This window comes from Saccharopolyspora sp. NPDC002578, from assembly GCF_053592695.1.
In genome coordinates this window covers 26850-48356 of record NZ_JBSFWJ010000042.1, presented here as the reverse complement: position 1 = coordinate 48356, position 21507 = coordinate 26850, and the positions used below count along the sequence as shown (strand labels likewise).

25 protein-coding genes and 2 tRNA genes are annotated in these 21507 nt (G+C 65.1%); 14 read left to right on the top strand and 13 right to left on the bottom strand.

Annotation, left to right across the window (positions count from 1 at the left end; all coding sequences use genetic code 11):
• Positions 1-6: 6 nt before the first annotated feature.
• Entirely contained in the window at positions 7-1671 is a 1665-nt protein-coding gene (locus ACWD38_RS19900; protein ID WP_450124653.1) for a hypothetical protein, read from the bottom strand.
• A 227-nt stretch (positions 1672-1898) separates the two neighbouring features.
• Here ACWD38_RS19900 and ACWD38_RS19895 point away from each other — a divergent pair, with 227 nt between their 5' ends.
• From ACWD38_RS19895 to ACWD38_RS19875, 5 genes are all read left to right on the top strand, one after another.
• Positions 1899-2648: a thaumatin family protein gene (locus ACWD38_RS19895; protein WP_450124652.1), complete on the top strand. Its 750-nt coding sequence runs from the start codon at positions 1899-1901 to the stop codon at positions 2646-2648.
• Positions 2648-3460: a glycoside hydrolase family protein gene (locus ACWD38_RS19890; protein WP_450124651.1), complete on the top strand. Its 813-nt coding sequence runs from the start codon at positions 2648-2650 to the stop codon at positions 3458-3460. The genes ACWD38_RS19895 and ACWD38_RS19890 overlap by 1 nt, the downstream gene beginning before the upstream one ends.
• Positions 3461-3673: 213 nt before the next feature.
• Positions 3674-4162, top strand: coding sequence for a hypothetical protein (locus ACWD38_RS19885; RefSeq protein ID WP_450124650.1), 489 nt, complete (start codon positions 3674-3676; stop codon positions 4160-4162).
• 179 nt (positions 4163-4341) lie between these two features.
• The gene (locus ACWD38_RS19880) at positions 4342-4923 is read left to right on the top strand and encodes a chorismate mutase (protein ID WP_450124649.1); all 582 of its coding nucleotides are present in this window, start codon (positions 4342-4344) and stop codon (positions 4921-4923) included.
• A 252-nt stretch (positions 4924-5175) separates the two neighbouring features.
• Positions 5176-6048 carry an SAM-dependent methyltransferase gene (locus ACWD38_RS19875; RefSeq protein ID WP_450124648.1) on the top strand — a complete coding sequence of 291 codons (873 nt, stop codon included), beginning with the start codon at positions 5176-5178 and terminating at the stop codon, positions 6046-6048.
• A 448-nt stretch (positions 6049-6496) separates the two neighbouring features.
• Here ACWD38_RS19875 and ACWD38_RS19870 read toward each other — a convergent pair whose 3' ends face one another.
• Positions 6497-6817 (bottom strand): DNA/RNA helicase domain-containing protein, encoded by a 321-nt coding sequence (locus tag ACWD38_RS19870; protein ID WP_450124647.1) that lies wholly within the window; start codon positions 6815-6817, stop codon positions 6497-6499.
• A gap of 796 nt (positions 6818-7613) precedes the next feature.
• Positions 7614-7704 (bottom strand) — tRNA-Leu (locus ACWD38_RS19865).
• Positions 7705-7870: 166 nt separating this feature from the next.
• On the opposite strand from ACWD38_RS19865, the gene ACWD38_RS19860 reads away from it, so the two are divergent.
• Complete coding sequence (locus ACWD38_RS19860; RefSeq protein ID WP_450124646.1) at positions 7871-9025, top strand: hypothetical protein; 1155 nt, start codon at positions 7871-7873, stop codon at positions 9023-9025.
• Positions 9026-9057: 32 nt separating this feature from the next.
• Here ACWD38_RS19860 and ACWD38_RS19855 read toward each other — a convergent pair whose 3' ends face one another.
• Positions 9058-10212: a hypothetical protein gene (locus ACWD38_RS19855; RefSeq protein ID WP_450124645.1), complete on the bottom strand. Its 1155-nt coding sequence runs from the start codon at positions 10210-10212 to the stop codon at positions 9058-9060.
• A 243-nt stretch (positions 10213-10455) separates the two neighbouring features.
• Here ACWD38_RS19855 and ACWD38_RS19850 point away from each other — a divergent pair, with 243 nt between their 5' ends.
• The 3 genes from ACWD38_RS19850 (at position 10456) to ACWD38_RS19840 (ending at position 11085) form a co-directional block, all read left to right on the top strand.
• Positions 10456-10698 carry a hypothetical protein gene (locus ACWD38_RS19850; RefSeq protein ID WP_450124644.1) on the top strand — a complete coding sequence of 81 codons (243 nt, stop codon included), beginning with the start codon at positions 10456-10458 and terminating at the stop codon, positions 10696-10698.
• Complete coding sequence (locus ACWD38_RS19845) at positions 10685-10885, top strand: hypothetical protein (RefSeq protein WP_450124643.1); 201 nt, start codon at positions 10685-10687, stop codon at positions 10883-10885. Before ACWD38_RS19850 ends, ACWD38_RS19845 begins: the two co-directional genes overlap by 14 nt.
• A gap of 62 nt (positions 10886-10947) precedes the next feature.
• Entirely contained in the window at positions 10948-11085 is a 138-nt protein-coding gene (locus tag ACWD38_RS19840) for a hypothetical protein (RefSeq protein WP_450124642.1), read from the top strand.
• Positions 11086-11269: 184 nt separating this feature from the next.
• On the opposite strand, the gene ACWD38_RS19835 is transcribed toward ACWD38_RS19840, so the two are convergent.
• From ACWD38_RS19835 to ACWD38_RS19815, 5 genes are read right to left on the bottom strand one after another with little or no spacing between them, the layout of a single operon-like run.
• Positions 11270-13363 (bottom strand): cell division protein FtsK, encoded by a 2094-nt coding sequence (locus ACWD38_RS19835; RefSeq protein ID WP_450124641.1) that lies wholly within the window; start codon positions 13361-13363, stop codon positions 11270-11272.
• Positions 13360-14064 carry a hypothetical protein gene (locus tag ACWD38_RS19830; RefSeq protein ID WP_450124640.1) on the bottom strand — a complete coding sequence of 235 codons (705 nt, stop codon included), beginning with the start codon at positions 14062-14064 and terminating at the stop codon, positions 13360-13362. The genes ACWD38_RS19835 and ACWD38_RS19830 overlap by 4 nt, the downstream gene beginning before the upstream one ends.
• A complete protein-coding gene (locus tag ACWD38_RS19825; RefSeq protein ID WP_450124639.1) occupies positions 14061-14390 on the bottom strand; it encodes a hypothetical protein in 330 nt (109 codons plus the stop codon). The genes ACWD38_RS19830 and ACWD38_RS19825 overlap by 4 nt, the downstream gene beginning before the upstream one ends.
• On the bottom strand, positions 14387-14722 hold the full coding sequence (locus ACWD38_RS19820) for a WhiB family transcriptional regulator (RefSeq protein ID WP_450124638.1): 336 nt from the start codon (positions 14720-14722) through the stop codon (positions 14387-14389). Before ACWD38_RS19820 ends, ACWD38_RS19825 begins: the two co-directional genes overlap by 4 nt.
• Positions 14719-15000: a helix-turn-helix domain-containing protein gene (locus tag ACWD38_RS19815; RefSeq protein WP_450124637.1), complete on the bottom strand. Its 282-nt coding sequence runs from the start codon at positions 14998-15000 to the stop codon at positions 14719-14721. The genes ACWD38_RS19820 and ACWD38_RS19815 overlap by 4 nt, the downstream gene beginning before the upstream one ends.
• 161 nt (positions 15001-15161) lie before the next feature.
• Here ACWD38_RS19815 and ACWD38_RS19810 point away from each other — a divergent pair, with 161 nt between their 5' ends.
• Entirely contained in the window at positions 15162-15548 is a 387-nt protein-coding gene (locus ACWD38_RS19810) for an XRE family transcriptional regulator (RefSeq protein WP_450124658.1), read from the top strand.
• Between the two features lie 171 nt (positions 15549-15719).
• Complete coding sequence (locus ACWD38_RS19805; protein ID WP_450124636.1) at positions 15720-16844, top strand: tetratricopeptide repeat protein; 1125 nt, start codon at positions 15720-15722, stop codon at positions 16842-16844.
• On the opposite strand, the gene ACWD38_RS19800 is transcribed toward ACWD38_RS19805, so the two are convergent.
• Positions 16803-17378 (bottom strand): NUDIX hydrolase, encoded by a 576-nt coding sequence (locus tag ACWD38_RS19800; RefSeq protein ID WP_450124635.1) that lies wholly within the window; start codon positions 17376-17378, stop codon positions 16803-16805. The two genes, ACWD38_RS19805 and ACWD38_RS19800, sit on opposite strands and share 42 nt — an antisense overlap.
• Before the next feature lie 71 nt (positions 17379-17449).
• Here ACWD38_RS19800 and ACWD38_RS19795 point away from each other — a divergent pair, with 71 nt between their 5' ends.
• Both ACWD38_RS19795 and ACWD38_RS19790 read left to right on the top strand, forming a co-directional pair.
• Positions 17450-18136 carry a hypothetical protein gene (locus tag ACWD38_RS19795; RefSeq protein WP_450124634.1) on the top strand — a complete coding sequence of 229 codons (687 nt, stop codon included), beginning with the start codon at positions 17450-17452 and terminating at the stop codon, positions 18134-18136.
• Positions 18133-18690, top strand: a complete 558-nt coding sequence (locus ACWD38_RS19790) for a hypothetical protein (RefSeq protein WP_450124633.1) — start codon at positions 18133-18135, stop codon at positions 18688-18690. Before ACWD38_RS19795 ends, ACWD38_RS19790 begins: the two co-directional genes overlap by 4 nt.
• A 79-nt stretch (positions 18691-18769) precedes the next feature.
• On the opposite strand, the gene ACWD38_RS19785 is transcribed toward ACWD38_RS19790, so the two are convergent.
• Both ACWD38_RS19785 and ACWD38_RS19780 read right to left on the bottom strand, forming a co-directional pair.
• Positions 18770-20029, bottom strand: a complete 1260-nt coding sequence (locus tag ACWD38_RS19785) for a tyrosine-type recombinase/integrase (protein WP_450124632.1) — start codon at positions 20027-20029, stop codon at positions 18770-18772.
• 84 nt (positions 20030-20113) lie between these two features.
• Positions 20114-20190: transfer RNA gene (locus tag ACWD38_RS19780), tRNA-Leu, on the bottom strand.
• A gap of 226 nt (positions 20191-20416) precedes the next feature.
• Between ACWD38_RS19780 and ACWD38_RS19775 the strand changes: the two genes are divergently transcribed.
• Positions 20417-21028 (top strand): ANTAR domain-containing response regulator, encoded by a 612-nt coding sequence (locus ACWD38_RS19775; protein ID WP_184480794.1) that lies wholly within the window; start codon positions 20417-20419, stop codon positions 21026-21028.
• Here the strand turns inward: ACWD38_RS19775 and ACWD38_RS19770 are convergent, their stop codons facing one another.
• Entirely contained in the window at positions 21029-21382 is a 354-nt protein-coding gene (locus ACWD38_RS19770; protein ID WP_425503612.1) for a PaaI family thioesterase, read from the bottom strand.
• Positions 21383-21507 lie beyond the last annotated feature (125 nt).

Here is a 21507-nt window from a genome sequence, read left to right as displayed (position 1 = left end):
CCGCGCTCAGTCCACCTCCACCCGCGCGGAGGCGACCCGCCTGCCGAGCCGGGAGGTCACCGACGGGGGCAGGCTCTGCTCCGCCGATGCGATCCGGTGGTGCACGAAGGCGGCGAACACCGGGCCGAGATCGTCCGGGCCGGTGAAGCGAACGAGGGGCGTGTCGCGACCGCCCACCACCCAGCGCCCCGCCTCGTCGCGCGTCACCGCGAGCGTCGCGGTCGGCAGCCGGGCGAGCGTGGCGCGGATCCACTGCCGCGGATCGGCGCAGCGATCGTCGTGCAGCAGGATCTCGGCCCACTCCAGCCAGCGGCGGGTCGGTTCGGAGGTGGTGGCGACGAGCACCGCGTCGGCGGGCAGCCGCTGCGCCTCCCGCAGCGATTCGGCGGGCAGCCGCGTCGCCACGGCTCGGTGCCGGTGGACTTCGAGATGGACGACTTGGCTGCTCGGCCCGGCCGGAGCCGCGGGCGGGACGGGCACGGCGGTGGTCTCGGCCTCGAAGAGCGGCTCGTCGAGCTTGAGCCGCTCGTACACGGTGGATCGCAGCAGCCGCGCCGATTCGCCCGGGACCGAGGTGGTGTGCTCGACGATGGAGTCGTAGCGCTCCGGCGCGTGCGCGGAGATCGCCGACTCTAGCTGGGCGGGCAGATCACCGTCCGGATCGAGCCGCGGCGCGGCGCGCAGGAAGCGGGCGATCGGGGAGACGGCGTCGACGGCCTCCACCGGAGCGGAGGCCAGCAGCACCGGCACGCCGAGCGCCGCCGAGTAGAAGGTGACCGAGCCGTGGTCGCCGATGGTGACGTCCGCGGCGACCAGCGCCGCGCGCCACCCCTCGTGCGGTGGCAGGACGGTGGCACCGGCGCGCGTCCACTCGTCGGTCCAGCCGCGGACCTGCCACGGCGTGTGCGCGGACCAGATGTTCGGGTGCAGCGCCACGACGATCCGGTACTCGTCGAGCGGCAGGCGCCGGGCGAGCCGGGCGACGAGCGACGGGCAGCGGGCGAGCAGCGATTCCCCGCCCCACGTGGAGGAGACCACGACGACGCGCCGGTCCGGGCCGGCGCCGAACCGCTGCCGGTAGGTCTCGCGCAGCGGACGGCTCGCCAGCATCCGGTCGAAGCACGGGTCACCGGCGATCAGCGCGACGTCGAGCGCTTCCGGGCAGTACTCCCGCAGCCGATCCCGCTGCTCGGCGTGGGACAGGACCGCGACGGACGGAACGAGACGGCCGTCGTGCACCAAGGTGGATTCGGAGAGGCCGAAAACGGGGTTGCGAGCGGATTCCCGATGCCGGTCGCCGGGCGCGAACTTGTTGTACCCCATTCCGTGCGGAAGAATGATCAACGGTGCGCGGAGCGCGTGCAGCGGGCCGCCGTAGCTGGCGGCGACGGCGAGGTCGAATTCGCGTTCCACCGCCTGTTCCCACGGGATCGGCTCAATTCCCCGCTCCCGCAGGAATTCTTCCGTCCCGCTGGTGAAAGCACTGGTTCGAGTGCAGGTGAAGGCGGTCTGCACGCGGTGATCGCCGGACCAGAGCCCGAGCACGTCGAACAGCCGGGTCGCCGCGGTCACCGTGTGCACCACCACGAGCACCGATCGCTCCTGCGGAACGGTCCGCCATGACCGCCCCTGCCCGCCCACCAGCACATCGGCCCACGGCAACGACCACATGGCCGCGATCCTAACGTCTCATGATCGCCGAGGACGTGGTTGCGCGAAGTCCCGGGAAACCCCGCCGCGACCAAGGTGAAAACCGGCGTCCGCATTCGCCGAAACCGCCGCAAGGATGAATTCCGACGTCGTCGTCGCCGCGAAATACGGGAAAACTTCAGGCGAATCGACGGGTCGTGCGCGTCCTACGATGAGGTCGAAATCCCCGGACCACTCCGAGAGGGCTCATGCGGAAAACAGCGTCCTTGCTCGCGGTCGCACTCCTGCTGCTGTTCGGCGCAGGAGCGGCGACGGCCCAGGGAACGTCGGCCGCCGACCGCACGATCACGTTCGCCAACCGCTCCGGCGAGACGCTGTGGATCGGCGCCAACGTGAACGCGGACGGCTCGCAGCAGCTCACCGACCTGCCGGTGCTGGCCGACGGCGAATCGGCGACGATCACCGTCCCGGAGTCCGGCGAACCGCAGTACTGGCGCGGCAAGTTCTTCGCGCGCCAGGACTGCTCCGGCGAGCCCGGCGAATCGTTCCACTGCGCCGTGGGGGACTGCGGGACCGAACCCGGCACTTGCACCACGGGCGAGCAGCCGACCGGCCTGGCCGAGTTCAACTTCGACCCGAACGATGCCGGGGCGCCCTGGTACAACGTCAGCTACGTCAACGCGGTGGCCCTGCCGATCACGATCGAACCCACCGGCGCCGAACCGCCGCCCGACTCCGGCCAGTGCGAACAGGTCGGCTGCTCCGAACCGCTCCTGGAGCACTGCCCGCCGGAGAACCTCACCGACGGCGCGGACGGGCAGCCGCAGCTGTGCACCAACCCCAGCCGGGACGAGCGGACGCCCTACAGCGACGCGGTGCAGGAGCACTGCCCCCGGGCGTACGCGTGGTCCAAGCACGACCAGGAACCCGGCAACGACGTCATGCGCAACTGCCCGTCCTGCGACGGCTTCACCGTGACCTTCCACGAGGGGATCTGATGTTCACCCGGAAATCGCTGCTGCCCGCGCTGGCGGCGGTCGTGACCCTGCTGCTGGTTCCCGCGACCTCCGCGGCCGAGGACGCCGCCAAGAAGGGCGTCAGCGTCAACGACGTCGCCGGCGTCGACGAAGCGCTGGGCGACGTCGGGGTGAGCTGGTTCTACGACTGGTCCGCCGACGACCAGGACGTCCCCGCGCCCGAAGGCACCGAGTTCGTCCCGATGATCTGGGGCGCCGACGAGGTGAACCAGCAGTCCCTCGACGCGGCGAAGGCCTCCGGCTCCACCCTGCTGGCGTTCAACGAACCCGACATGGCCGAACAGGCCGACATGACCGTCGAGCAGGCCCTCGACCTGTGGCCGCAGCTGCAGGAGACCGGGATGCGCCTGAGCGCCCCCGGCGTCGCCACCGGCGCCGACCTGGACGGTGGCTGGCTCGACCGGTTCATGCAGGGGGCCGCCGAACGAGGTCTGCAGGTCGACTTCATCCCGCTGCACTGGTACGGCGCGGACTTCTCCCCGGAGGCGACCGAACACCTGCGCAGCTACGTCCAAGCCGTCCACGACCGCTACGGGAAACCGGTCTGGCTCACCGAATACGCGCTCATCGACTTCTCCGGCGGGCAGCCGCGCTACCCGAGCGAGCAGGAGCAGGCCGACTTCGTCCGCAACTCCACCGAGATGCTCGAAGGACTCCCGTTCGTGGAGCGCTACTCCTGGTTCACGCTCTCCACCGAAACCAGCCCCACCGGCCTCTACGACGGCACCGCCCCCAACCTCACCGGCACCACCTACCGCGACGCGGGGCGATGAGGTTTCCCGGCTGCGGCAGCGTCTTCCCGGGGCCCGGTTGACTTCGCCGGGCCGCCTTCGTCACGGCGCGCACCAGCCGGATCAGGTCGCATTGCGGACGTTCCTAAGCCTCCCAGGTTGCTCCGACGTGACGAGCCCGACGCGACGGCATCCGCGCGGTCCGCATCGGCGTCCACCGGGTGATCGAGAAGGTTCGTCCCGAGGAGGACACGCATGAACATCCGTCGCAGCGCCGCTTTCCTGGCCGTGACCGCCACCGTCGCCGCCACCGCGGTCGTCGGCACCGGCGCGGCCGTCGCCGCCGAGGACGACTGGTGCGGCCCGGACGACCTCCGGGTCACCGTCGACCAGGTCTCGCCCGAGGAGTTCGCCCTCGACTTCACCGCCGCCGACCCGGCCACCGACTGCGTGCTGCAGGGCTACCCGCACGCGATGTCGTTCCACTTCATCAGCGACCAGCTGCCCGTCGACATCGACAATCCCGGCGAGCACTCGCCCGAGGTCCGCATCACCGCGGACTCGCCGGGCCGGGCGAGGATCACCCAGGACCCGAACGCCGAACCCACCGCGCAGGTGCCCACGGCGGCCCTGTTCGCCCTGCCGACGGCCGACAGCATCGATCCGCAGTACGTCGCCGCGCAATGGCCGGAGCGGGCCGAGCTCAAGAGCACGATCACGGTCTGGCCGCTGCTGCCCGCGTGACGCCCGGCCGCCGCGGGCCGCATCCGCCAGGAGTCGATGGGTGCGGTCCGTGGTCCGTCCGGCGGCGAGGGTTGTCCCGACCGGGATCGATCGTGGCGCCGGGAGCGGACGGGGAGGACGATGATCACGGCACGCTCGTGTGCACCGCGGATCGTCGTGGTTCCCCGAGGAGGAAGAACGTGAAGCGAGTCGAGATCACCCCTGCCGCCGTGTTCGTCGCCGCGCTGCTGCTGGCGGGGTGCGGGGCACCGGCGGAACCCGCGGCCGCGCAGCCGGTGGCGGGTGCGGACGGCATCACCGACCTCGTGCGGCTGGCAGAGGAGCGGGCGGTGCTCTCCGACCAGGTCGCCGCCTCGAAGTTCGGCACCGGCAAGGCCGTCACCGACCCGGCCCGCGAAGCCGTCGTCATCGACGGAGCCCGTGCCGATGCCGCCCGCGCCGGAGTGGACCCCGAGTGGGCCGCGCAGGTCTTCCAGGACCAGATCGCCGCGAGCACCCAGGTGCAGAACGACCTGCTGCGCCAGTGGGCTGAGCAACCCGCCCTGCGGCCGTCGGAGAAGCCGGACCTCACCACGATCCGTCCCGAACTCGACCGCATCGGCACTGAGATCATCACCGCCCTCGAAGCGGCGGAACCCCTGCGGGAGGCCCCGGACTGCGCCCCGACCCTGGACCGAGCGGTAGCGACCGAGTCGGCCGACCTCGACCAGATCCACCGCGCGGCCCTGGACGAAGCGCTCCACTCGATCTGCGCTCGCTGACCCGGCGCGCACCGAGGAACGCCGGCGCGAGACCCCTCCGCGGTGGACGTCGCCGGAGGGAGCCACATCAACGGGTGACACCTGACCGTGCAAGCGAGGAGAAGGGCACGTCCCTCGGGACGTGCCCTCCACCGCTCCCCGGAGGTCCTCTGACCAGGTCGAGCCCGCGACCCGCGTGCGCCGTTCACCGAGGATGATCACAAAGCTACGATGTGTTGCCGATCGCCCGGCCGGGATAGAAGGATCATGCGAATGAGCAAGATGGATGAGGACCCGTTCCCTCCGCAGAGCGTCGATCTGAGCAAGCCCAGCGTCGCGCGCGTCTACGACTTCTACCTCGGCGGCAAGGCCAACTGGGCCATCGACCGGGGCTTCGGGCAGAGCGTGCTCGACGAGTACCCGGTGCTGCGCCCGATCGCCATCAGCAACCGGCTGTTCCTGCACCGAGCGGTGCGCCGCCTGGTCGCCCACGGAGTCCGGCAGTTCATCGACATCGGCTCGGGCGTGCCGACCATGGGCAACACGCACTCCATCGCCGACGAGCTCGATCTCGACTCGCGGGTCGTCTACGTCGACAACGAACCGGTCGCCGTGGCGCACTCGCAGATGCTGCTGGAGAAGCACGGCGACCCGGACCGCCACGCGGCCATCAACGCCGATTTCCGCAACCCCAACAAGTTGTGGCAGCGCGCCATCGAAACCGGCGTGCTGGACATGGACGAGCCCATCGCCGTCCTGCTGATCGCGGTCCTGCACGTGCAGCAACCCGGCCCGGACGGCGTCGACATCTCACCGACCGTGATGAAGCGCTACCGCGAATTGCTGTCACCGGGCTCGTACCTGGCGATCTCGCACCTGACCGACGACGGATTACCCCCCGGCATGGAGGAGAACCTCGCCGGGATCAAGCGCATGTACGACGCGTCGTCGAGCCCGGTGATCTGGCGGACCCGCGATGAGATCCGCGACCTGTTCGGCGATTTCGAGCTGATGGACCCCGGAATGGCCTGGACCTGGGGGTGGCACCCCGAGGACTACAGCCCGAACCACTCCCGGAAGCTGAAGTTCTCAGAACCGGCACAATCCTCGATCTGGGCCGGAGTCGCCCGCAGACCCCTGCGCTGACGCCGCGCCGGGTCCGCAGCAGCGATCCGGGCAGCCGTACCGACGATCGGTCACGCCCTGCGCAGCGGTCGGCGGGCCGATGCGGCTCGTTTTTGGAGTCGCTGCTGCCGTGACCACAGCCCGCTGGTTGCCACCCGATATTGAGAAAATATTCTGGACGGACTTAAGTTTAGCGAGGCCCTTCCGTCGGAATCGGCGAGGACGACCTTGGTTGCCCGGTTGGTGGACATCGACGGATCAAACAGGGCGCTAGACTCAACCAGTAAAGTTCGTTGAGATGGGATGGCTGTTGTCTGTGTCGCACCTTCGGCATGAATCCTAGGTGTAGATCGAATTCGAGCCAGCCCCGTCGGGGACGGGGCTGGTCCGCTATTTACGCGGGGCACCCGTTACTGGTCAGGCTGTCACGCGCGTCGAGAGCCGAAAAACGTCGGTGAGTTCCGTGCTCTCACACCCGCTGGAGGCCGAGTTCGGCAAAGAGCTTTCTGGTCGCCGGATCAACAGAATAGATAACGGTGCCACGTATCGATCGAGTCAGGAGGACGCCATAAGCATTTCGGATCGCGCGCAGAAGATCTTCATCAGAACGAATCTTGTTGGCTTTGTTCAACACATGTTCACGATGAATCTTCCACTTTGTCTCATCCCAGGTGAGATCTGGTCCAATGATTACGCCACCCCATTCATATTCGAGTCCCTGGGCGGTATGCACGCAGCCGATCTGGCCGAATCCGCCCGAGTCGGTCGCCCAGTACTTTCGTCTCGGCACCACAATCCTTTCGGTGTATCGAAATTTGGGCGCCCGATGCTGCTCCACTGCTTCAGTTCGATCACAGCGAAACTGAACCGTCCGTCTGGGTGGTATCCAGCAAGAACTACGTCGATAGGGTTCATGCTGGGATCGACGAGGTACTCGATAAACAACCAGATCTTGCCGAGTCCGAGGTTGTAGAGAACCGAGGAGAGCCAGAAAGCGCTTTCGCTCCATGACTTTACTTCTTCTTCGGTGGGCTCGGCATTTCTTGGGTGGGTCTCTTTGAATATTTTTTCGACTTCAGGGATTAGTCTGCCTTGGTTCCATACGAAGTCCTGGGTGGACCAATACGCTCCAACGGCTTCCAAGTCTTCTTTGCTGGCATGCTTAACGAGTATCACAGTTCTCGTCTTCTGTGTTGTAATTTCTCGCGAGCGCTGCTGCTGTCCGAGTCCTACGGGGCGCAGAGGCCGGTTCGGCACGTCAGGAGCCACTTGCCGAGGAAATAAAATCGCCACCTAGCGGCTACGCGGCAGTCCACTTGCGTGATATGTCCAGCTGTGATAGGCGGCGTTGCGAATTGCGATTCCGTAAAAAGAGCCGCTTATCTAACGGAAAGGATCTCTGCCGAGGATGACGGCTCTCCAAGGGCGGCGCTGCGTTGTCCTGCGGCGACGGTGGCAGGCTGGCCGTAGATCTCTTTGGTCTGTTGGCTCGCAAGGCGCCAGGGCGATTCGGTAGATCCTGAGAACGTCGCACCCAGCGGACCAAACCATGATCCAGATCTTCGCTTGTTTCCGCTGGTGAAAGCTGGTGCCCCCGGTCAGAGTCGAACTGACACTGTACGGATTTTGAGTCGGCCGAGTGCTGTCGCTCTGGTTCTGTCCTGCGGCAACGGGCGCGGATCGGTGGCATAGACGTCGCTCTGCGGGCATCGCGGGCCGAGGCTCGCACCCAGACTCGCACCCAGGGGCCTCTAGAACGATCGTTGGCCAGCACGGCTGCTCCATCAGTGTGAGAGATCCAGCTACTCGGTACATGTTGTTTCATCTACTGTATTTTTTCTAGGTGAGCAATGAAATTACCAATCTGTTCGGCGAAGCTATCCCGTGGATGGTCGTATTTTTTATATCGAACATGACCTTATCTGCTTTGCTGGCAGGCGAGCTGTCGCGATACTCTCTGCGGGTAGGAGCTTGGTGGCGACACTTCATTTTAGTTCCACTGTCTTTAGTGGCAGTATGTGCACCCATTGCTTTATTGATATCTAGTTTTGCCGATAAAATGGGCGGACAGGGTGCGGCAATCCTGATCTCTATGCCTGCTTTTGGCTCAGCTTTCTTGGTGTTCGCGATCATCTTTAAAGTAAACCCGCGAACTGCGCGCGAAAATGCGGACATTTGTCATGCTTGGACTTCCTGGGTGGATGGAGAAACGCCAAAAAAGAAAGCAGACGCCATTCGATTGGCTGCATTGCATCAAACCAATTCCGAAATTGTCATCGTGACTGCTGCTCAGGCATATATAGCAGTAATATGTCGGATTGGCGATCATCTCGACCTGCTCGACGAGGATTCTGCGGAGTATCAGTATTTGATGTTTTCTGGGATTTTCAGTGTTGCGGCGCCGGGGCTTTTGATGTGGGTGGTGATGCGAGTTTCGGATCGCCGGAACTTGCATCGAAAGTTGATAACGATCTGCCTTTCGGGGATGCTCTTTAAAAACACGATGCCGTCCGGCCACGGCGAAGGGTTTCGCCTGGCGAGATGGAGAAATGTCAAACATCAACACTTGTTCGTTGTTGCCGATGCTCTTGAAAAATGTCTTCCTCGGATAAGGGGGAGATATGCAAAGATTCAGTATGATGAAATCTCAAGGCTCTACTCTGCGCTATCCCTGGAGCTTCGAAGTGAAGCTACAAGGATTCGCAAGCATGACGGCAGAGTCGATGTATTGCTCTCGGCGGCGACCACTCTGGCCATGAACGACGACCTAGTGGCCACCTGCAAGAGACTACCCAAGGTCCTCACAATAGAAATTGAGCAGGTAGAACATGCTCGGTCGTCTCGGATGAGTCGTTTCTTGCTCATGATTGACGACGCACTTGCTAGACATTCAAGGGTTATCGCGGCGGTCGCTGTGATAACTGTTCTCGCTTATTATTCGTCGACCGGTCAAATGGACAAGCTTATAGGCTTCTTGCAGGCCAAAGTGGGCGGATGAGGTTGTTGGAGTTTTGGCAATTTGTGAGCGCTCTAGCTTCGGCGCGCTTTGGCTTCGATCGAGGTGATTCTTTTCAGCTGCCGAGCAGAGCCGATCCTTTGGGCTATATCGCGAGCACGTCGGATCTGATTGATGGATTCGCTCGACCTGTCTAGTGCCGCAAATGCGGTAGCTAGATCAACGCGGAGGGAGGTTTCTGCGCGTGCAAATGTTGGATCTAGACGGCGAAGTGCCCTTTTTGAGATGCTGATTGATCCAATGTGGTCTGAGTGGGATGCAGCGTGTCCGCGCCAACGTGCTAGGTGGGTTTCGTCAAGTACTATGTATGGTCCTATAGGTTCGGCGTGCTCGACAGGAAGAAGTCGGGCGGATTCGTCGAAGAGGTCCAGTGCTTCGTCATGTTGACTATTTGCTGCCAACGTCTCGCCGTGCGAAGCTGCAAGCCAAGCGCGCAGGAGTCGAGGGCAGGAGCGTTCCACTTTTTGACGGGTGGAATCGAGCAAATCGACTGCCGTGGTTGCTTCGCCAAGGTCAATTAATGTAAAAGCCTGTTCGGCGGTAGCGTGAGCGTAGTAAGTGATATTTTCGGTTTCTAGGGCGGCGGATTTTGCTTGTTCGTAGTGATACCAAGAAGTTGAACAGTGTCCCATGTCTAGCGATTGCCATCCGGCAAGGGCGTGCATTTCTGAGGCAAGTATTGCTAGTTCTCGGCGAATGTTCCCAGTTAGGCTGTAGGTAAGGAAGTCGCGAATGTGGGATATCTTTGCCAAGAGTTCGTTGTGTGTGACTATCGCCCCAAACTGGCGGTCCATGCGTCGTATCGAGTCAAGTTGACTGCGAAGGCCTTTCAAGATTCCTTCGTCGATGCGGCGTGCTTTCTGGATTCGTTCACGGAGTTCAGCGGCATCGTCATCACGTGTCGCGAAGACTTGTGCGGGTGGGGACAGAAGATTATTGCTGCCGACCTCGAAGATGCGTTCCAGCAGGCGTGCGGTCGCCGGGCGGATGGGTCCGAGCGGCTGGCCTTTCGGCCCTTTGCCTGCCACGAGGCGTTGGAGGTGGCGGAGGCTGAGGGTTCCTGGTTCTCCGTGTTCGCGGGCGAAGTTCTCGGCGTAGGTGCAGAACTCCTCCAAAGTCATGCGGCGTTCTCGGATTTTCTGTTCGAGCAGCGTGCGGTAAGGGCGCACCGGTGGTCCTCCCGTCCCCGAAGCGGAAGTCGTCCGTATGTCGTGTTCGGGTCGTTCCGCTGATGTCGGCTGTTTGTGAAGCTGGTTTCAGTCTGACATGGACCGTGTACCTGCGGTCACCAGAACCGCCCGGTGGTGGCGCTCCGCCTCTCACCCGTCACCGCCGGGCGCCCGGTCACGGCCGGGGTCGACGACCCCGAACGTCGGCTCCGGCCGTGATCCCAGCCGTGGAGGTGTTCGCCCGTGGAGTTGCGAACAGGTCGCCATCGCGCCGGTTGCGGACTGGACGGTTCCGACTACGTCGTGTCGGTGGTGCGCTCGGACTCGCCGATCGACTCGTACGTGAACGAGGACGGCATGGTGTGCCTGGTGCTGCCCGGTAAGCCGTGCGGAGTCCTGCTCGGGCTCGCCGGGGGCGGGGCGAAGACCTTCCTCGCGCACCTGACTGCGCGTCTTCAGGAGGTGGAGACGCATGAGCGCCGCTGACACTGCTGCGATCGCGGTGTTGCTGCGGCGGGCGCAATGGGCGATCGACGACGCCGCGCACCGGATTCCCGAGGACCGGTTCGATGGCGACGAGCACCGAGACCTTGCTGAGGCGATGGAGGCTCTCGCGGGGATGCTGCGGGCGCGGGCGGATCGGTGCACGGTGCTCGACCAGCCGAGCCGCTGATCATGTCCGGCGGTCAGCACTCTCGCGAGCGCGGCGGCTACGTCACGGCGTGGTGTGGCGACTTGAACGCCGACCTTCCGACGATCATCTTTCTCACGCCGTTCCCGCAGGCGGAGCCTGAGCCGGACGAGGTCGAGGAGTCCGGGCGTCCGTCGCTCGCTGTGCTGCGGGCGGTGCGGGACGCGCTGCGCCGCTTCTAGACACCGGGACGGGTTCCACAGAGGCGACCCGATTCGGCGTGCAGGGCCGCGAATAGTGACGGGTGGGCCGGGTCAACGAGACCCGTCCCACCCGTCACTTTCATCGTCTCCGCACGTCATCGGAGTCGGAAACCTGTCCCGCTCGGTGTGACGGGCTGTCCCGTCCGGGACGGGTGTGTGACGGCTACGGGACATCCTCGGACCGGTGGTGTTCGATGACGGCCCGGAGTTCGGCGGTGTAGTAGCCGCGTACCTGCCGCGCGGTGCCGGTCTCGTCGGTGAGGCGGCCTCGGCGCGGCTGACAGCCGAGTTCGCCCATGCGTCGTCCGAACGCGGTCGGTTCCAGGTCGAGTGCGTCGGTGAGTTCGGCGGTGGAGACGAACTCGCGTGCTTCCAGGTCGTCGCCGAGGTGGTCGAGCACGGCGCCGAGCGGTTCGGGCAGCGTGGTCGGCTCCGGCGCGGTCGCGCCGACTGCGGTTGCCACTGTGGACGGATCGATCCTTCCTGCACTTGTCTCGCCCGCCGCGTGCCCGGTGAGGGTGCCCGCTGCTTCGCGCAGCTTTCGGCCTCGCTGGCAGAGGGTGCGCCATTCGGGGTTGGGCAGGTAGTAGGTCCGCACGGTCATCGCGAGCACGTCCTCGCTGACGTCGGCTTCACCGTCCGGCCGCAGGATCCCCACTCCTTTGTGGCTTGGTAGCAGGGTGGAGGCGTCGTAGCCGCGGGTGTTCATCTGGTCGCCGAGCACGATGTTGGAGTCGCGCCAGTCCATCACCCGCAGCGCGAACCGCGAGCCGAGTACGGCGCGCAGCCGGGATGGGATGGTGGCGGAGTCAGGCCGCTGTGTGGCCAGGATGACCACCACGCCGACCGCCGGTCCTTTCCGCGCGAGGTAGGCCAGTAGATCGGCGATGTGCGCGCCGAGCGTCGTCTTCACCTCGCCGACGTCTTGGCGCTTCGGGTTGTCCAAGAAGACCTGTACTTCGTCCAGGATCACGCCCGTGATGGGCATCCCGAGGTCGGCGTCCCGCGAGATGGCAGGAGTGATCTTCGATTCCGGGCACAGTTCGTCGTCCAGTGTGGACATGCGGGTGTAGCGCTGCTGCACTTCGCCGACCAGCTCGGTGAGGTGGTCGCGCACCGCTTCGGCGTGCTGGTCGTCGTCGCCGCGCACGAAGCGGTGCGCGACGGCTTCGGCGGCGTCCCAGTCGTTTCCTCCCTTGCCGTCGAAGACGTAGAGCCGTGCGTGCGGGTCGAGGACCAGGCCGGCGGTGGCGAGCCGGGCGGCGAATGTCTTGCCCTGGCGCGGGATCGCGCCCACGAGCAGCGAGGTCCACACCAACGGCAGGTCGATCCGCCGGTTCCGCGCGTCGCGCCCGAACGGCACCGCTCGCCAGGCATCCCAGGAATCCACCGACAGCAGTGGGCACGGCAGCGGCGGACCGGAGTACGGATCGTCGTCGGCTACCCACAGAAACACCCGCCCGGCGTGGCCACGCCTGCCCCGTACCCGCTCGGCGACGAGCTGCACCTCGTCGACCGCGAGCGCGGAGGCGAGCGCTTCGCGCTGCTTGATCACGTCGGCGGCCTTGCGAGTGGCGGGCAGGTCCACGGTCATCGCCCATCCCCGCCCGGAGCGAACTGCGCGCTCCACCAGGTGCACGGTGTCGTCCTTGCCGATCAGCTTCGCGGCCCGGAACGCGTCGATGAGGACTTGCGGATCCATCGTCCACGCGAACGAACGCGGACCGGCGATGACGCGCTTGCGCCCCGCCGCACCTTCCTTGCGACGTCCCGTCACGGCTGCCACCAGAGCGACCAGTGCGAGCGATGCCCACAGCGCCGTTTGTCCGAACAGGACTCCCAATACCGTGCCCGCACCGATGACGCTGAAGGCGACGGCTCCGGTCACCTTCCAGCGGAACAGTGTCAGCGACCGGATTTCCAAGAACTTGTCGGCCAGCTTCTCGGACTGCTCGGCGGCCTCGCGGTAGTCGTGCACCCGCACCCACCGCCGCCACCGGCGCACCGCGAACAGCACGCCTCGGACGACGGCCCGCAAGAACCGCCACGGTGAGCGGGCCACCGCTGCGGCGGCGTCGATGAGTGCTTGCCGCAACAGCGGCCACGACTTCAGCGATGCGGGCACGCGCGGCGAACGCTGCCACCACCGCGCGAACCAGCGTGTGCGTTCACGGCGTGGTTGGTCGTCCACGATTTCAGCGTCGAACACGGCTCGCTCCACCCCGTTCACGGAGCTTCGAAATGCGTCGTCGTTCATGGCTCGCCCCGTTCGGTGTTCACTTCCTCAGCGAGCGCGGCGGCCAACCGTGAGGACAGCCCGCGTGAGCAGCCGGTGACTTCGCGAATCCACGCGGGAGTCACGGTCACGTCGGGCTGCCACGCCTGCCGCGCCCGGTACAGGTACTCGTCGGCGGAGGTCCGGCGCGGAGGCTGCGCGGCTTTCCGCTCGGTTCGCTCGGGCGCCGTGGCCGGTCGCGGTGGTGCTGCGGAGAGCGCGGCGACTTCTCCGAGCTTGTCGCGCAGGTCGGTTACCGCCTCGGCGGCCACGAACACCACCAGCGGCGGCACGGAATGCAGCACCACCATCGCGGCTGAGGCGTCCGCGAACGCCTCCCAGGTGTTCATGACGTAGGTCGCGGCGAGCGTGAACCACTTCGCCCCGCGCACCCATCCGCCGGTGTGCACGCCGTACCGGGCGGTGACTTGCTCGGCCCGCAGAATCGCCAGCAGCACCAGCGACACCATCGGATCGAGCAGCCACGCCGCCGACCACCGCAGCGACCACACGGCCGCGTTCCCGGCAGCGAAGCTCTGGACGTTGGTCATGGTGAACGCGAGCCCCAGCAGGATTCCCGTCCAGCACAACCGGTCCACCTGCCGCCGCACCTGCTCGACCGGCTCGGCCCCGGAGGGGACGGGCGGCGAGTGCCGCCCGTCCCGCGATGTCCGCCCGCTCATCGCTTCCGGCTCCGGTGGTGCGGAGGCTCCGACGTGGTGACCGTGAGCGCCTTGGTGAGCGTGTACGCCGCCAACGCCGCCGGAATGCCCAGCACCGTGAACAGCGGCGCGCTGCTGCCGCCTTGCGTGATCACGAGCCACTGCCCGAGCACGATCACGCCCGCCGTCGCGACCACCCGCCCGGTCAGCGACACCAGCCGCGCCCCGGTCCGCGCGGTCTCGGCGGCCTTGCGGGACGCGCGGGCGCTCGCACGCCACACGCCGATCAGGACGAGCAGCGCACCGACCACCGCCAGGACTTGCACCGGGGTGAGTTGCAGCGTCATTCCCACTCACCCCGCTCGGCTTCACGGCGTGCCCGCCACATCGGGTAGAGCGCGCGGCGGTCCTCTTCGGACAGCGCGCCCCACACGCCGACCGTCTCCGCTCCGGCGGAACGGAACTCCAGCTCCAAGCACTCGTCACGAACCGGGCAATCCGCGCACAGCCGCGCCGCCAACTCCCGATCGGGCTCGGCGCCGGTCGGCTCCGGCGGGTCGCCTTCAGTGAGCTCCCACAGGCACCGGCCGTTGTCCGTGACCACGTCGGTGAGCACGTCCAGCGGCAGCGACCGCAGCAGGTCCATCCGCGCGAGCCGTTCGGTCTCTTCGGGGTTCACCACGACGCACCCCCGTTCAGCCGCGCCACGTCGCGAGCGGTCCGGCGCTCGGCGGCCATCTCCGCCACGTCCACGCGACCGCCCGACTCGCTCGCCTCGGCGGCGAGCCGGTCCACGGCGGCACTCGGGACCACATAGCGGGTGCGGACCCGCACGGCCGGGAACGAGTCCTCCCGGATGGCGCGGTACAGGGTCGAGGGGTTGCAGCGCATGATCCGCGCCGCTTCCCGAACCGTGTAGAACGTCGGTCTCCCGGCGTTCTCGAAGTTCTTTTCCATGTTTGTGTCTCCTGAGAACGAGGAAATGCGCGCATTTCGGCGGAATGAAAAGCCAATATCAGCGCATAAAAGACGCGAAGTGCCTCGTTCCTCGCGTGGGGTTGCTGTGTCGAAAAGAGTTCGCGCTAATGTCGGCGCTGAGGCGGAGCGCGGAGGAATACGTGTCGGAGGACTGGACTGCGGTCGCTCATGCGATTGACCAGCGCGTGAGCGAACTCGGTATGCGGCAGCGCGAGTTGGCGGAGCGCTCGCACGTGTCGCAGGCGATCGTGCGCGAGTTGCAGCACAACACCGTGCAGCGGCGGCGGAGCGCGCGAACGCTCGAAGCGCTGTCGCTGGCGTTGGGCTGGCACGCCGAACACCTCTCGGCCGTGCTCGACCGGCGCACTCCGCCCGAGGTCGGCGACCCGCTGACCATTGCCGATGACGACGTGCCCGGCCGGCTGTCGGCCATCGAGCACCAGCTCCGCCGGATCACCGACACGCTCGACGAGATGAACTCGCGGCTCACCGCGGAGACCGGACGTGGCGGCGGGTCGGGCGGCTAGCCGACCGCTCCGGCGATCAACCGGCCTGCCCCGGTGGGCCGTTCCATGTGCGCTGTCCATGACTCCAAGAAACGGCAGTCGAGCGCGTTTTCACAGATGGCTGCGGTTAACCACCAGCCCATTAACCGCAATTAACCACGCAGGTCAGATCGCATATCGGGGGATGATGCGATGACACCGAAAACCCGCTTGCAAGTGGTTCGCAGGCAGCTCGACTACTCGGCCGACGACGTGATTCGGATGCTCGACCGACTCGCGAAACGGCTAGATGTGTCGGTCATGTCGCCGACGAGCCTGAAAACGAAGCTCTCCCGCTGGGAGAACGGGCACGAGTCCGTCAGCGAGCCCTACCGGCGGCTGTTCCGCGAGATCTACGGCCGCACCGACGAGGAGTTGGGGTTCCCGTCCGAGCCGGATGACCAAGACGTCGCCGAACTACGCGCCCGCATCGCGGTCGCCCGCCGGGTTGATCAGGAACTGCTGGAGAGCTTCCGTCTCCAGGTGGACCATGCCCGGCAGATCGATCGACGCTTCGGCGGCGTCACGATGCTCGACCGGCTCCGGGGCGACATCGACCAGGTGAGCAATCTGCTCGGACACAGCACGCTGAGCGGGCACCGCGAAGCGCTTGCGGGCGTGCTCACCGAAGCGTCCACATTGGCCGGGTGGGAAGCCCTCGACCGCAGCGCGCACGGGCAGGCGTGGGAGCACTACGAGCGCGCGAAAACCGCCGCGCGAGAAGCGATGTCGCTGCCGCTGCTCGCGCACGCCACCGCCGAGCAGGCGTTCGTGCTCATCGACATTGGCGAGACCGAAGCGGCGGCTGAACAGCTCGCCGTAGCTCGTGAAGTGGCCGGAGACGCAGCCCCCGCGTTGCTTCGAGCGTGGTTGGCGGCTGCGCACGGCGAAGGGCTCTCGGCAGTCGGGCAGCGAGACGACGCACTTCGGGCGTTCGATCAAGCCGACCAGCTCTTGCCCGCCGAACCGGTCGATCCAGCGTTGCCGTTCCTGTTCCTCGGCGGATCACACCTGGACCGCTGGCGCGGCAATGCGCTGAGCAAACTCGGCGAGGCCGAAGCGATCGACCAGCTCACCGATGCGCTCCCGCGCTTGCCCGAGGCGTTCACGCGCGCCCGCACGGGAATTCTGGTGGATCTCGCGTTCGCCTACGCCGCAGCAGGCGAACGAGACGCCGCGCTCGAACACTCTCGCCAAGCGCGGCGCCTCGCCTCGCAGATCAAGTCAGACCGCCAGCTACGCCGACTCAGCGCCCTGATCCTTCCCGGCTCCTCGTGAGGCCAGGTAGTACAGCAGCGCGACCAACGTTCCGGACCCGAGAAGCTTCCGTTCACGTGTCAACTCGATGACGCGCTGCAACGGAACCCACTCGACCGTCCCCGCCTCTTCTTCATCGGTCGGCTCGCCGATAAGCCTTGCCCCGCGCCACAAGTAGACGTCGAACTGAGAGGTGACCATCCCCGGGATGGGCTCGAAGCTCACCAGGTGTTCAGGGGCTCCTATCGGTTCCCAGCCACTCTCCTCGCTGGCCTCACGCAACGCCGTCGCGGTCGACTCCTCATCTCCGTCCACGAGGCCGCCCAGCAGCTCGTAGCCCCACTCATCCGTGGCGAACCGGTACCGCCACAGCATTAGTACTTCGTCCCAGCTGTTGACGATCAAGGCCACCGCAACCCGATCCAAGTGCACCACGTGGTGCTCAAACCGCCGCCCATCCGGCGGCTCGACATCCACCAGCCCCAACCGGACATACCGGTTGTCGTAGATCGTCCGCTCCCCGTGCACCCGCCATGCCCCGCGCTCAGTGGTCACATGAGCAGCCTACGGGCAGAATCAGCAGCCGGGTGCACACCCCAAATGAGCTGTTGTTACCCTATGGAGTCATGTCGGTTCCAGAGCGTGACTTGACTTCCGCCTCCAGTGGCAAGCTGGCCCAGGTAGATCTACCTCGTCTGCTGGTAACCATTGACGACCTTCGAGCCCTCTTCGAGCTAATGGAGAACCTTTCTGATTCGAAAGTGGTCGCAGAATTTGATGGGGGCGAGTTTGACGATCCGGATGACATGCGGTCGCTCCCCGACGAGAGCCTCGCTCGAATCAGGGTGCGGGCAACGTCGGTTCAAGTTTTACTCGGTGACACAAAAGCGTACGTAACGGGTTCTCCGCGAAACTGCGAACATATCCGCAAAATCTGGGCAGAGCCGAGACGTAGGCGAATCTGGCCAAAATCCCGAAGGGCGATAGGTCGCCGACAACTTTTCCGTACTTCTCTGATATTTAGCCCACTTGCCATGCTGTTCCTAATTCCGGCGCTGACCGCTCCGGGCGACTTTCATTTCAAACAGGCTCTATTGTTGTCACTCGTATTGGGCACGGTACTGCTAATGCACTTGATTGCATACTTTGGCCCTATGTCCTTTTCCTGCGCGACTGTAATTCCAGCAACATGGGAAGAGTTTCGTAAAGATCAGGAAGAGCGTGCGCGGCATCGAAGGACCATCTTCGTCACTATTGTTGGATTTGTTATCGCTGCCGTCGTGGCTTTCGTGACGAAGGGATTGAAAGCATGACCATTCGATGGGCTGGCTTAGTATCAGAAGAATATGAAATTGCAAGTCGTCCGCTTGGGCGAGTTCTCGTGACGCCAGAGAGCGTGAGGGGACTGCTCGATTTCCTATATAAGGCTGGCAGTGAAGATGTGGAGCTGCAAGCACATCGTGATCACCTTGGTATTCAGGTAGTACGCGTGGAAGATCCAGAACATCTGGATACTCTCTGGCAAGCTGATATTGTTAAGCTTGTTATTCGATCATCTAGTCTGCGAGTGGAGCTCGGCTCGTCGGATGCAAGGGTCCTTGGGCGTCCGTGGCTGTGTGGCGCAGTCGAGCACTGGGCAAAAGAAAACCAGACCAAGCGCAGGACAAGGTCCGAGCAAGAGCATGCGAAGTTTCATGTCCACCATGCGGCTGCGATATCTATCCCGTGCGTGATCGTCGGCATAATTTTCGCGCCAAGTGAAATATTGGATAATTGGCCTTTGTTGCTAGTTGCTTTGGCTATGCCGGGATTGATGTACTTTACCCCAAATAAAAAAGGTAAGTCGGTGTCCGTTGTGTCCCGCTAGTTTTCCTAAATGCAACTTCGGAAAGGGGAATCCTGAAGGCGCCAAGTTCTTTGAAAAATCGCTTTTCCCTGAATCAGTCTTATTCTGAGGTTTTCCGCTTAGGCATACGGCTTCCGAGGATCTCGGCTGCCTTCCGGTCGGAGGCTGCTACCCATGCAGCGTAAACCCGGAGTGTGGTAGCGCCTCCGCCTCCGTGGCCGAGGCGGCCGGAGACGGTGGGTAGGTCGACTCCGGCGGTGAGTAGCTCTGTGGCGGAGTAGTGGCGCAAGGCGTGCAGGTGGGTGTCGATGCCGAGCCGGGCGGTCATGTCCTTGTACCGCTGGGTGATGGCGTTGGGGGAGTACGGCTCGAAGTGATCGGGGGTCTTGCTGCCGCCGAAGACGAACAGGTCCTCGGCGAAGGTGGCTCCGATCTGTTCGACGCGGTTCCGCACCCGCGCTTTGTGTTCCTTGAGTAGGACGACGGTTTCGGAGTCGAGGGCGATGCGGCGGTTCTGGTGGGTCTTGGTCCCCTTCTCGATTCCGCGGACCCAGCTCCGGCGGAGGTCGATCACCTCTTCGTCCAGGTCGATCCGGGAGAAGCGGAGTCCGGCGAGTTCGCCTCGGCGCATCCCGGTAGTCATGGCGAGCCACACGAGCGTCCCCCAGTCGTCGTCCATCTCGAACGCCCGCTCCGAGAGCCGTGCGGCCTCGGCGGGAGTCGGCGGATCGGGTTCGGGACGCTTCTGCTTCGGCTTCCGCGCGATGCGAGCGGGGTTGGAGTTGATCCAGTCCCAGCGCTGGGCGGCGTCCAGCGTGCCGCTGAGGATGGCGTGGATCTGCCGGACCGTGGAGTTGCCCATCGGCTTGCACACGTGCGGCTTGCAGCCGGACGAAGCGCATTCGTGCTCGCCGTCGCGGGCGTGCTTCTCGATCTGCGGCGTGCCGTCGCAGCGGGCGCGGCAGCGCCGCAGTTCGCTGTAGAAGCTTTCCAGCATCCGCGCGCTGATCTTGTTGACCGCCGTCTCGCCGAGGGCGGGGAGGATGGTGCGCCGGATATAGCCCTCGTACGTGTGGCGCGTGCTCTCTTCCAGTTCGCTGGCGCGTAGCCACTCGCTCAGTGCGTAGGAGAGCGCGACGGTCGAGGGTGCTGAGTTCTGCTCGTTGACCTGGTTGAGCAACTTCGTCAGGGCCTTCTCGGCGCGCTTGCGCGCGGCGTCGGTGGTGCCCTTGATCGTCTCGCGTAGGTAGACCCGTTTGCCGGTGACCGGATCAACGCCCGCGTACACGACCACCCGGAAGCCAGTAGCTCGCTCCTCGATCCGGCCGCGCTCGCGGGACTCTGAGCGCGCAGCAGTCATGGCCTTGAGCATACTCGCACCCAAGGCCGCACCCAGCGGGATCAAATCATGATCCAGTCTTCGGTTGTTTCCGCTGGTGAGCGGTGGTGCCCCCGGTCAGAGTCGAACTGACACTGTACGGATTTTGAGTCCGCCGCCTCTGCCGATTGGGCTACGGGGGCTGAGCACGGCCAGCTTACGGGAGTGGTGATCACCGTGCGCAGGTGGGGGGTTGGCGTGGTGGGTGCGGGGGCGAACCCTGCTGGTAGCACGGGTGTCACGTGGTGGAAATCGGTGTCAGGATGGTCACCCTCCCTGGTCATCTCAGCGCGCGGGGGTGGCCGGTAAGCTGGAATTTCCCGGTGCTGAACGCACTGGACCGTGTCAGAACTACCCCAGGAGGACCCGGTGACCACGCCGGCTGCCGAGGACCCAGGCGAGGCCAAGCCCGTCGAACGTCGCGTACTCGTGGCCGAGGACGAGGCGTTGATCAGGCTCGATCTGGTTGAGATGCTCAAAGAAGAGGGATACCAGGTCGTCGGTGAGGCCGGGGACGGGCAAGAAGCCGTGCGGCTGGCCGAGGAGCTGCGGCCCGACCTGGTGATCCTGGACATCAAGATGCCGAAGATGGACGGCATCGAAGCCGCTTCGAACATCGCGGGCGAGCGCATCGCGCCCGTGGTGATCCTCACCGCTTTCAGCCAGCGCGACCTGGTGGAACGTGCGCGGGACGCGGGGGCGATGGCCTACCTGGTCAAGCCGTTCGCGAAGCGCGACCTGGTGCCGGCCGTGGAACTCGCGGTGTCCCGGTTCACCGAGGTGCAGGCGTTGGAGGCGGAAGTCGCGGACCTCAGCGAGCGGCTGGAGGCGCGCAAGACGATCGAACGCGCCAAGGGCCTGCTCATGAGCAAGCACAACCTCTCCGAGCCCGAGTCGTTCCGCTGGCTGCAGCGGACCGCGATGGACCGCCGGACCACGATGAAGGCCGTGGCCCAGGCGGTGCTCGAGAACTTGGAGTGATCAGCCCTTCGGCTGATCGCGGATGACGCAGGTCAGGCGTGCCGTGCAGGTGCGCCTGCCCTGCTCATCGGTGACGACGATCTCGTACGTCGCGGTGCTGCGGCCCCGGTGCAGGGGCAGCGCGACACCGGTGACGACGCCTTCCGTGGCCGAGCGGTGATGCGTGCAGGACAGTTCCAGCCCCACCGCGATCCGGCCCTCTCCCGCGTGCAGCGCCGAGGCGATCGAGCCGACCGATTCGGCCAGCACCGCGTTCGCGCCCCCGTGCAGCAGTCCGTAGGGCTGCTTGTTGCCCTCGACCGGCATCGTCGCGACCACACGTTCGGGTGACCATTCGACGTATTCGATGCCCATCCGGTGCTGCAACTGGTCCGGATCCGGGTTCAGGACCTTGGCCATCGCATCGTTCACGGGCTGCTCGTTCTCGGTCGCCGTCACGGTCCACCCCTCCTCGTGCCTCGCCGCACGCGCTGTCGGTG